The sequence below is a fragment of the Roseovarius sp. genome (assembly GCF_018066915.1).
In the GTDB taxonomy this organism is placed as follows: Bacteria; Pseudomonadota; Alphaproteobacteria; order Rhodobacterales; family Rhodobacteraceae; genus Roseovarius.
Genome location: NZ_JAGPVV010000101.1, coordinates 1 through 10,374 on the forward strand (window position 1 = coordinate 1; position 10,374 = coordinate 10,374).

Here is a 10,374-nt window from a genome sequence, read left to right on the forward strand (position 1 = left end):
GATGTCACCGATCTAGGCTCCATGCAGGAGTTTGCGCAAACCGCGCTCAACCTCTGGGGCCGCATCGACGTGCTGGTGAACAACGCTGGCGTGATGCCGCTGTCGCCCATGTCCGCCCTCAAATTCGACGAATGGGAGCGGATGGTGGATGTGAACATCAAAGGCGTGTTGTGGGGGATTGGCGCCGTCCTTCCGGTCATGGAACGGCAAGGCGAGGGCCAGATCATCAACATCGGCTCTATCGGCGCGCTGCAAGTCGTGCCGACGGCGGCCGTCTATTGCGCCACAAAATTTGCGGTTCGGGCAATCTCGGATGGGCTGCGTCAGGAAAGCCGCGCAATCCGTGTCACTTGCGTGAACCCCGGCGTGGTGGAGAGCGACCTCGCATCGACCATCACCCACAAGGAGACACTGGCGCTGATGGACGACTACCGCGCCATCGCGCTCCAGCCCTCCGACATCGCCCGCGCCGTGCGCCAATTGATCGAGGCACCTTTGAGCGTCGACACAACCGAAATCACCATCCGCCCCACCGCATCCGTGAATTGAGGTCCACCATGAGCAAATCGACCCTTCTCGCCACCACCCTTCTTGCCTTCAACGCAGAGTTCGCCAGAGCCGATGCGCCGCATCCCTATGTCGGGATGTGGGTCACCGCCGACAACCACATCCGGCACGAATTGCTGCCGAACGGCCGCTACGTCGAGGCCCGCGGCGAACGGGAACGCGCCTACCAAGGTCGCTATGAGATCACCGGCACACATATCGAATACTGGGACGACAGCGGCTTTACCGCCGACGGTGACTTCGTTGAACCGGGCGTCCTGCATCATGCCGGTATGGTTCTCTATCGGAAGTAACCGCGATCACGCTGGCAAATTCTCTCCCGTTTCAATCCGGAAGTCGTCGGCTCTCCCACCTGAGGGGAGCCGACGCAGGTCTCCGGACCAAATGGATACTCACCACTAATGGATTTCAATCTGGCCAGCCGAAAACAGCCATAGAGCCGTCGGGAGGACTGACTTGCCCAAGAGGGTCAGCACCGGCGCGAGGAAGCCCGTAGTGCCGCAACAATTGCGACTGCTTCGGCCGCAAGTTGGCCGCGCGTCGGGGTGCCCCCCAAAACCACCATACGCCAGTAAAGCGGTGCGGGAAGCAAATCGAGGGCCAGATCGCGGTCGACGGCCGGGTCCAACTCTCCCCGCGCAATCGCGCGGTCGAGAACCACCTGTGCCTGCTCCCGGCGCGCTTTGGCCACCTGAGTATTCAGATCTCTCATCGGAGCGGACCGCGCAGCCTCTGCATGAATATCCGGTAGGATGCGTCGGATCATGGGATGGCGAAGGACCACTCTCAGGCGGGTCAGGAAGGCAAGTACATCGGCCTCCAGGCTTCCGTGGTCGTCAAGCATGGCGATCGTCAGACCGATCGTTGACACTGCCGCGACTGCAAATTCGTGGTGCGACGAAAAGCGCCGGTAGATCGCGGCTTTGCCGGCCCCGGCTCTGGCGGCAACCCTTTCTAGGCTTATGGCGGCAAAGCCGCGTTCCGCCCATTCCTCGAAGAAAGCGCGATATAGCGCCTCGGTCAGATCGGCACGTTGCACGGCAGCCCCGGAAGGTTTTCGTCGGGATTTAACGACGGAACGGTTGTGTTCCAACGAAAGTTCTCCTATGTGGTCGATACGTTACCGTTCCAACCATATGAGGTTCCATCATGGCTGACAAGTTCGATAGTTTCTCTGACCTGCTTCGCGCGGCGCTAGGTGACCGGCTCGCCTCTGCGGACAGTTTGCTCGGTCTTTTCACAGATGAAGTGATCTTCGAGTTCCCCTATGCGCCTGACGGGCTGCCAAAGCGGCTGGAAGGCAAGGCTGCCCTTTCGGCGCATCTCGAAAAGCTCGGCCCTTTGCTCATCTTCGGGCCGATGGAGCTCGGCGGCGTGCATGCTGATGGTGATACGGTGGTCTTCGAGTTTTCCTGCAACGGCGCGGGCGTGAATACCGGTGCTCCCTATAATCAGAAGTACATTTCGGTGGTCACTGTGCGGGGAGGGCGCATTGCGCACTACCGCGACTATTGGAACCCGCTTGTCGTGCTGACAGCCCTGGGCTGCACCGAGGCTGCCGCCGCTGCGTATGACGGAGCAGCATGATGGTGGTCGAGCGGGTCCTCATCACCGGAGGCAAGGGCAAGACAGGCCGGCGCGTTGCGTCCCGCCTGACCGCGATGGGCATCAACGTCGCGATCGGCACACGGACGCCCGATGGCCTGCAGGACAGGGGCTTTGATTGGGCAGATCCGTCTTCGGCGTCGGCCTTCGATGGATGTGATGCGGTCTACCTTGTCGCGCCGACCGATCGCAGCGACCACTTGGCCGTCATGCAACCCCTTCTGGAGGAGGCGGTGCAACGGGGCGTTCGGCGTTTCGTTCTGCTCAGCTCGTCGCTTCTGGAGCCCGGAGGCCCCATGATGGGTGAGGTTCACGCATGGTTGGCAGAAAGCGCCCCTGATTGGGCGGTGCTGCGCCCCTCCTGGTTCATGCAGAACTTCTCGGAAGGACCGCACGCCGCGACGATCCGAGAAGAAGGGATCATCTACTCCGCCACGGGCGCAGGGCGTGTCGGCTTCATCAACGCCGAGGACATTGCCGCAACGGCCACCGCATCCCTGACTGCCAAGACGCCCCTCAATTCCGACGTCGTGCTGACGGGGCCGGAAGCATTGAGCTACGACGATATCGCGGCCATCATCACCGATGTCGTTGGCAGGCCGGTGCGCCACATTTCTCTTGATCCTGCCGCTCTGACAGCGCGCTTCGTGGCGCAGGGCCTTCCGCCTGACTACGCCAAGACGCTCACGGGTATGGACGCACATATCGCGGCGGGCGCTGAAGACTGCACGACACTGGGCGTTGAACAGATGACCGGGCAGCGGCCCACGTCATTCCGCGACTTTGCGCACGGCGTCTTCGAGTATGGAAAGTGAAGTTCGGGGCAGTTGCGGCTTGGTTCACGCAAGGCCCAGCCGTCAGATTGAGTTAGATGGTTTGCAGGTAAAGGTCGTAATCCACATCTGGGATCATGCGGGCCACGCGGGCGTATTCCGCAGCTTTTACGGCGGTGAAGGTGCGGTGCATCTCTTCTCCAAGGGCCTCTTTCAAAAAGGTTGAGGCCCGCGCGGCACCGATGGCGGCGTTCCAGTCGCGCGGCAGGGCCTCTGCCCTGTCGCTTTCATAGCCGTTGCCTGTGGTTTCCGGGCCGGGGTCGATGCGTTCGGTGATCCCCTTGCGGACAGCTGCCAGCACCGTTGCCGCCACCAGATGCGGATTAGCATCCACGCCTGACAGACGATGTTCGATGCGGCGTGCGGCACGCGGGCCTGCCGGGACGCGCACCGCTACAGACCGGTTGTTGAAGCCCCATGTCGGCGCCACCGGAGCATAGCTCTGGTTGGCAAAGCGCCGCCAGCTGTTGGCATGTGGTGCAAAGACCAACATGCTCTCGCCCATCGTCGCGAGCACTCCGCCGATGGCATGGCGCAAAAGGTCGGTCCAGCCAGACCCTTCCTCCTCACTGAACATGTTTCGGCCCTCTGAATCGCAGAGGCTGAGATGCAGATGCATGCCAGACCCTGCGTAGTTCGCAAGCGGCTTGGCCATGAAACAGGCGACCGCTCCGTGACGACGCGCCTGCGCGCGGACGATCCGCTTGAGCCGGGCGAGATCGTCCACCGCCTGCATGATATTGACCCGGTGCTGCAGTGTAAGTTCGTACTGGCCCGGCGCATATTCCGAGATCAGCGTTTCGAGCGTGATCCCGGCGAGGGCTGCACCAGCATAAATGTCAGCGAACAGGGGCTGCATGCCGATCAGGTGATCCACCGAGTAGACCTGGGTCTTGGCCGAGCGGCGACCATCCAGCACGTCCGCCGCGGGCCGCACACGGCCCTCACTGTCCCGTTCGGGATCGAGCAGGAAGAACTCCAGCTCTAGCGCGGCCGTGGGATAAAGGCCCATCTCTGCCAGTGCGGTGACCTGTCGGTGCAGGGCATGGCGTGGGTCCGACAGCATCGGCGTACCATCGAGATGGTATTGCGACAGCAGCAACTCAGCCCGGTGCGGGGTCGTACCATGCTGTGCAACCAGTGATCCGGGCACCGGCCAGGCCCTCAAGTCGCCATCGCCGGTGTCCCAGATTAGGCCGGTTTCATCCACATCCTCGCCCACCACATCGAGCCCGAGGATCGAGATCGGCAGATGCCGCCCGTTGCGATAGAGCCCTTCAAGCTCGTGCCGCCGGATAATCTTGCCCCGGCCGATGCCGTTCGAGTCGAGCAGGACAATGTCGATCGCCTCGATCTGCGGATGTGCGGCCAGAAATTCCGTACACTCTCGCACAGTCGCGCCCGAGGGGCAGGTGTCAGCCATGGGTGTCTCCTGTCAATGCAGAAAGAACATCGGCAAATGCCGCGATCAGCCTGTCGATTTGTGCGTCCGCCGTCACCGGGCTGACAAGCATCATGTTGTGGAAAGGCGCGATCAGACAGCCCCGGTTCAAAAGGCCCAAGTGCAGCGCACCTTCCAGCTTTGGGTGATGCGCGGCCGCCGCCTCGGTTCCATTACGCAGAGGACCGGGGGCGCAGATAAATTCTACGCGGGCCCCGACCCGGACCACATGCCAGGTCAAACCCGCCGCCTCGATTGCAGTCTTAAGACCTGTGGCCAACCGCTTTGCCCCGACGGTCATAGAGGCAAAGGCCTGCGGAGTGGCGACCTCCTGCAGCGTTGCTTCAAGACAGGCAAACTGCATCGGATTACCCGCCAGCGTCGTGCCCATCCCGGAATGCCCGGCAGGTCGATCTGCATCATAGGCGGCAAAGCGGTCCGCAACCGAATCGGTCATTCCCCAAAGTGCCATCGGCATACCTCCCGCAACGCATTTGCCGATCACGAAGATATCCGGGCGTAGCCCGTGCTGGCGGGTATAGCCGCCGTAACCGCTGGATTGGGTGTGGGTCTCGTCGATGATCAAAAGCGCGCCGTGGGAATCGGCCAGCCCGCGCAGGCCTTCAAGGAACCCATCCTGTGGCAGGACCATGCAAGAATTGGTCATCACCGGCTCGGTCAGGATGGCTGCAATATCGCCCGCCTTCAGGGCGTCTTCGACCGCGTCCAGATCGTTGAACTCGACACAGACAGCGCCCGTGGTCAGGTCGAACCCCTGACCTACAAGCCCTCGCCGGGCGATTGTGCGACCTGATCTAAGCTCGACCATCGTATCCTCGAGCGTGCCGTGGTAGCACCCGTTGAAGACCAGCACCTTGCGGCGGCCCGTCACCGCGCGAGCAACCCGTAGCGCATTGCGGTTTGCATCGGTCGCACTCAGCGTGACCTGCCAGCGGAACGGCCCGAAGGTGTCCGACATCAACGCACCCGCCCGCAGCGCGGCCTCGGACGGAAGCATATACGTCAGCCCGCGCGCCGCCTGATCCCGGATTGCACGGGTCACCGGAGCAGGCGCGTGCCCGAACATCGAGCCTGTGTCGCCAAGACAAAAATCATCAAGTCGGTGTCCGTCGATATCAACCAACGTCGCATCCTGCGCGGCCGCGACCACGAGAGGAAAGGGAGATGGCCAGTCTCGCATCCAGTGCATTGGCACCCGGTTCAGCCACGCCGCGCTGTCGTTCTCATACGCCGCCAGAGCGCGGGGCCGCTCCGCCACAAAACGCGCGTTTTCATCTGCCACAAAGGCCTGAAGGCGGTCGGTCCGGATACCGGCGATAGCGGTCTGGCAAGGGGCGGCGATGTCTGCGGTCATGCTGGCTCCTAGGCTGGACAGGCGGCGTCAAGCCACGTTTATCCTGCCTTTGCCAGAAGTTTCAGCGCAACGCCAAGACATTCTTTTGCCCGTCAGTTTTGAAAGAGTGAGCGAGGCTGATCCAGCTCGATACCGCGCCCTGTCTACGTCCTGCCTACCGCACCGGGCAACAGGCGAGGTCAGGAAAAACAGGCAGCGACCGGATGACCACAGGACATAAAAGTGGAAGCAATCGCACGATTGAGGTGAGAAGCGGGCAGATCAGGCGAAAGGGCCGGTTTGCTGAGCGATACGTTCCTACACCGCGGCGACGCCCATCGTGGGGCGGAGCCGCAGACTGGGACACCATCCGCGTCCTTCGCATTTCGCCTCCCCACCCGGAACTGCGCGGCTCAGATATCAGATTCCAAACACTGGAACTCACCGAGCACCACCCTCTCAGGAAGGCAGCAAGATTGGCACCAATGCGGCAGCTTCTGCGCCGCAGGGGCCAAGAGAACGCGCTAGTATTCGTTCATCCAAACCAAACCTTGCCAGAATGCGGAGGATGAACTCATGACCAGCCGCAATGCTGTGTTTCCCGCAAATCGCCGGGTTTGATTTTGAGATCAAAGTGATCGCGCGCATTCCTGATCGAGCCTAGCGATCACCCGCCGACGGCCACCGCCAGTAATCGCAGTTTCGAAAAAAGAGAGAGGGACCATGAACCATACCATGAAAGCCGCCGTGCTCACCAAGTTCGGAGGGAGCGATGCATTCGAGATGAGAGACGTGGCCGTTCCTTCTGTTGGGCCTCGGGATGTGCGCGTGCGGGTTCACGCGACAGCCGTCAATCCGCTGGATTACCAGATCAGGCGCGGAGACTATGCAGAGTACGTGCCACTCCCTGCGATCACGGGCCATGATATCTCTGGCGTCATCGAAGAGGTCGGCGACGACGTGAACCAGTTCGCGGTTGGGGACGAGGTCTATTACACGCCTCTCATCTTCGGCGCGCAGGGTTCCTACGCCGAGCAGCATGTCGCCAATGTAGACCTGATCGCGCGCAAACCAAAGAACCTCAGCCATCCCGAAGCCGCAAGCCTGACTTTGGTCGGTGGGACCGTTTGGGAAGCATTCGAAACGCGGGCGCAGCTTCGCGCAGGGGAGACGGTCCTGATCCATGGCGGCGCCGGTGGCGTCGGCAGCATCGCGATCCAGGTTGCCAAAGCCATGGGCGCGCAAGTCTTTACCACGGCAAGTCAGAAAAACCACGATTTCGTCAAGAAGCTGGGTGCTGATTTTGCCATCGATTACCATACGCAAGACTATGTCGAGGCGATCAACGACCTCACGGGCGGCGTTGGTGTCGACTTGGTCTTGGATACAATCGGGGGGGATGCTCTCAGCAGAAGTCCGTTGGTTCTTGCGCAGTTGGGTCGGGTTGTGACCTTGGTAGACATCGCGCAGCCCCAGAACCTTATCGAAGCCTGGGGTCGCAATGCGTCCTATCACTTCCTCTTTACACGTCAGAACCGAGGAAAGCTCGATGCGCTGACCCGCCTTGTGGAGCGCGACTTGGTGCGGCCTGTTATAGGCGCGACCTTCCCGCTCGCGCGTATCGGCGAAGCGCATGCGCATCTTGAGGCTGGATCGGCCAACGGCCTGCGCGGGAAAGTGGTCGTGACCGTTTAGAGGCAGAACTCCCAAGTCGGAGCGCGGGATCGTCGTCCGATTACGCCCTTCTTGGCATTCTCCTCACGGGGCCAACAACAAAAGTGGGCGCCGAAGCATGCGCACAAGGTAATTCTCGGGTCTCGGACAAGGTCGTCGGGCATAATGTCCAGAAGGCAGCGGCAAACCCGGAATACCGGCTCAATGTGCCGCCCTCTTTCGCGGACGGCAGTCTGGCAGGTCCAAGCCGCGTGGAATTTCACTCTCAATTTTGATCGCCCGGTTGATAAAGGGCGCTGAAATATGCACGTCAGTGGCCAACAGCAGCAGGAGATCAACGATGCTGAGAACCCTTGTCATGGCCGCAATAGTGTCGGCCACCGTCCACGGGCCCGCCATAGCCGAAGAGAACGACACGCTGCGCGTCGGAATGTCAGGTGGCTATTTCCCATTCACCTTTGTCCGTCAGGACGAGTTGCAGGGCTTCGAGGTCGACGTGATGAACGCCGTTGGGCAGCAAGCGGATATTGAAATCGCGTTCGAAACCATGTCCTTTTCGGGGCTCGTAGGCGCTCTGGAAGCGGGCCGGATCGACACAATCGCCAACCAGATCACCATCACGCCCGAGCGTGAGAAGGCCTTTGCCTTTACGCAGCCCTATGTCATCGACGGTGCGCAGGTGATCGTCCGTAAAGGCAATGATGACATCGCGGGGGTCGAAGACCTGCGCGGCAAACGCGTTGCCGTGAATCTCGGCTCGAATTTCGAGCAGCTATTGCGGGACCTGCCTTATGCGGACGAGATCGACATCCGCACCTATGAATCGAACATCGAGCAGGACACCGCCTTGGGTCGCGTGGATGCCTTCGTGATGGACCGCGTGTCCTCGGCACAAGTGATCGAGGAAAGCCCCCTGCCGCTCGAACTTGCCGGTTCGCCGTTCTCGGAAATCCGCAACGCGCTACCGTTCCGGGATACCGACGAGGGTCGGGCGTTGCGCGACAGGGTCGACGCGGCGCTGACGACGCTGAAAGAAGACGGCACGCTTGCCGAGATCTCGGAAAAATGGTTCGGCGCCGACATTACGGCGCCCGTTGCAAAGTGAGCTGAGACATGCGGGCACTTGACCTTGACTACATGGTGGGTCTTGTGCCCGTGATCCTCGGATATGTTCCGCTGACGCTGTTCATGGCTGTGGCGGGGATGGTTTGCGCGCTCATCCTCGCGTCACTCATGGCGGTGGAACGTGTCATCAAGGTTCCCGTGCTGGACTGGCTGGTCATGCTCTTCATCAGCTTTTTCCGGGGCACGCCGCTGCTGGTGCAGCTTTTCCTGTTCTATTACGGCCTGCCGCAGGTCTTTTCTTTGCTCGCCCAGATCAACGGTGTAACGGCCGCGATCATGGGCCTGACCCTGCATTTCTCAGCCTACATGGCCGAAGCAATCCGCGCCGCGATCATCGGCGTGGACCGGTCGCAATGGGAGGCCGCACAATCAATCGGGATGACCCAGACCCAGATGATGCGCCGGATTGTCCTGCCGCAAGCGGCACGGATTGCCGCGCCGACGCTGGTCAATTATTTCATCGACATGATCAAAGGCACCTCTCTCGCCTTCACCCTTGGCGTCACCGAAATGATGGGCGCGGCGCAAAAGGAGGCCGCAGGCAGCTTTCTGTATTTTGAGGCGTTCCTTGTCGTCGCGCTGATCTACTGGGCCATGGTGGAGTTGCTGAGCCAAGGCCAGAAAGTGCTCGAGACACATCTGAACAAGGCCTATGCGCGATGATCTCGATACGCGGATTGACCAAGCGCTTTGGTGACACCACGGTGTTGGACACGATCGACTTCGACATCGCGGCGGGCGAACGTGTCGTGATCATCGGGGCCTCTGGGACGGGGAAATCGACGTTCTTGCGGTGTCTGAATTTCCTCGACCGTCCCGACGCCGGCACGATCACGGTGGGTGACGTTTCGGTCGATGCGCAACACGCGTCAAAGCGCGACGTGCTTGCCCTGCGCCGGGCGACTTCGTTTGTTTTCCAGAACTACGCGCTGTTCGCCCACAAGACGGCGAAGGAAAACATCATGGAGGCCCTCGTCACGGTCCAGGGACAATCCCGTCAGCAGGCGGAGCAACGCGCGCTGGAGGTGCTGGCCGAAACCGGGCTGGCCGCCAAGGCCGAGAGCTACCCTGCTGCCCTGTCGGGGGGACAACAGCAGCGCGTCGGCATTGGGCGCGCCATGGCGATCGGCGCGGACCTGATGATGTTCGACGAGCCGACCTCGGCCCTTGATCCCGAATGGGTCGGCGAGGTGCTGGATCTGATGCGTCGGGTGGCCAAGCAGCGCCAGACCATGCTCATCGTCACGCATGAAATGCAATTCGCCCGCGAGATTGCGGATCGGGTGGTGTTCATGGATGGCGGTCGCATCGTCGAGGTCGGCCCACCGGAACAAGTGCTCGACGCACCGCAGGACGAGCGGCTTCGGCGCTTTTTGCGTCGGGTTGGGTGATCGCGATCCGCCAATCAATAGATTCAGCGTCGCATGATCGTCTGGCTCACAGGCACGGGATCAGTGGGGTGGCTGCCGTTCCCGACACGCCTATGCGCTCATTGCCCATTCGCCCCTGCGTCCGGATACGCCTGCAGCAGCCATCCCGCGGCTTCGGATACATCCGTGTCAGACAGCGCGTGACCGACAGACAGACGCCGGTCATCGACTTTTGCACCACGGGCACGCAGGGCCTCTGCCAGTATCATTGAATTGCCGACCAAGCGGTCGTCGCGCCCGTCAAGGATCAGCACACATGCTCCGGAAAGGTCGTCCATTGGGGGGGCCTCCAGAACTTGATTGGCCCGAAGCAGTACCGCGCGGTGCACCAGATCAGGATGAAGT

11 protein-coding genes and 1 pseudogene are annotated in these 10,374 nt (G+C 61.3%); 8 read left to right on the forward strand and 4 right to left on the reverse strand.

The window, feature by feature from the left end; genetic code table 11:
- Positions 1-549: SDR family oxidoreductase (locus KBT70_RS05645; protein WP_296629602.1), on the forward strand; the 549-nt coding region annotated here is incomplete at its 5' end.
- Positions 550-557: 8 nt separating this feature from the next.
- Complete coding sequence (locus KBT70_RS05650; RefSeq protein WP_296629604.1) at positions 558-860, forward strand: Atu4866 domain-containing protein; 303 nt, start codon at positions 558-560, stop codon at positions 858-860.
- Between the two features lie 176 nt (positions 861-1,036).
- Here the strand turns inward: KBT70_RS05650 and KBT70_RS05655 are convergent, their stop codons facing one another.
- On the reverse strand, positions 1,037-1,660 hold the full coding sequence (locus KBT70_RS05655; RefSeq protein WP_296629607.1) for a TetR-like C-terminal domain-containing protein: 624 nt from the start codon (positions 1,658-1,660) through the stop codon (positions 1,037-1,039).
- A gap of 56 nt (positions 1,661-1,716) precedes the next feature.
- On the opposite strand from KBT70_RS05655, the gene KBT70_RS05660 reads away from it, so the two are divergent.
- Positions 1,717-2,154, forward strand: coding sequence for a nuclear transport factor 2 family protein (locus tag KBT70_RS05660; protein ID WP_296629609.1), 438 nt, complete (start codon positions 1,717-1,719; stop codon positions 2,152-2,154).
- The gene (locus tag KBT70_RS05665) at positions 2,151-2,987 is read left to right on the forward strand and encodes an NAD(P)H-binding protein (protein ID WP_296629611.1); all 837 of its coding nucleotides are present in this window, start codon (positions 2,151-2,153) and stop codon (positions 2,985-2,987) included. The genes KBT70_RS05660 and KBT70_RS05665 overlap by 4 nt, the downstream gene beginning before the upstream one ends.
- A gap of 52 nt (positions 2,988-3,039) precedes the next feature.
- Here KBT70_RS05665 and KBT70_RS05670 read toward each other — a convergent pair whose 3' ends face one another.
- Together KBT70_RS05670 and KBT70_RS05675 are read right to left on the reverse strand one after the other, a co-directional pair.
- Positions 3,040-4,428, reverse strand: coding sequence for a glutamine synthetase family protein (locus KBT70_RS05670; protein ID WP_296629613.1), 1,389 nt, complete (start codon positions 4,426-4,428; stop codon positions 3,040-3,042).
- Positions 4,421-5,821 (reverse strand): aspartate aminotransferase family protein, encoded by a 1,401-nt coding sequence (locus tag KBT70_RS05675; RefSeq protein ID WP_296629615.1) that lies wholly within the window; start codon positions 5,819-5,821, stop codon positions 4,421-4,423. Before KBT70_RS05675 ends, KBT70_RS05670 begins: the two co-directional genes overlap by 8 nt.
- A 702-nt stretch (positions 5,822-6,523) precedes the next feature.
- Between KBT70_RS05675 and KBT70_RS05680 the strand changes: the two genes are divergently transcribed.
- The 4 genes from KBT70_RS05680 (at position 6,524) to KBT70_RS05695 (ending at position 9,990) form a co-directional block, all read left to right on the forward strand.
- Positions 6,524-7,495, forward strand: a complete 972-nt coding sequence (locus KBT70_RS05680) for a zinc-dependent alcohol dehydrogenase family protein (RefSeq protein ID WP_296629617.1) — start codon at positions 6,524-6,526, stop codon at positions 7,493-7,495.
- Positions 7,496-7,814: 319 nt separating this feature from the next.
- Positions 7,815-8,579 (forward strand): amino acid ABC transporter substrate-binding protein, encoded by a 765-nt coding sequence (locus KBT70_RS05685; RefSeq protein WP_296629619.1) that lies wholly within the window; start codon positions 7,815-7,817, stop codon positions 8,577-8,579.
- A gap of 8 nt (positions 8,580-8,587) precedes the next feature.
- Positions 8,588-9,262 carry an amino acid ABC transporter permease gene (locus KBT70_RS05690; RefSeq protein ID WP_296629620.1) on the forward strand — a complete coding sequence of 225 codons (675 nt, stop codon included), beginning with the start codon at positions 8,588-8,590 and terminating at the stop codon, positions 9,260-9,262.
- Positions 9,259-9,990, forward strand: coding sequence for an amino acid ABC transporter ATP-binding protein (locus tag KBT70_RS05695; RefSeq protein WP_296629622.1), 732 nt, complete (start codon positions 9,259-9,261; stop codon positions 9,988-9,990). The genes KBT70_RS05690 and KBT70_RS05695 overlap by 4 nt, the downstream gene beginning before the upstream one ends.
- 98 nt (positions 9,991-10,088) lie before the next feature.
- On the opposite strand, the pseudogene KBT70_RS05700 reads toward KBT70_RS05695, so the two are convergent.
- A pseudogene (locus KBT70_RS05700) lies at positions 10,089-10,374 on the reverse strand (ring-cleaving dioxygenase); the annotation flags it as partial.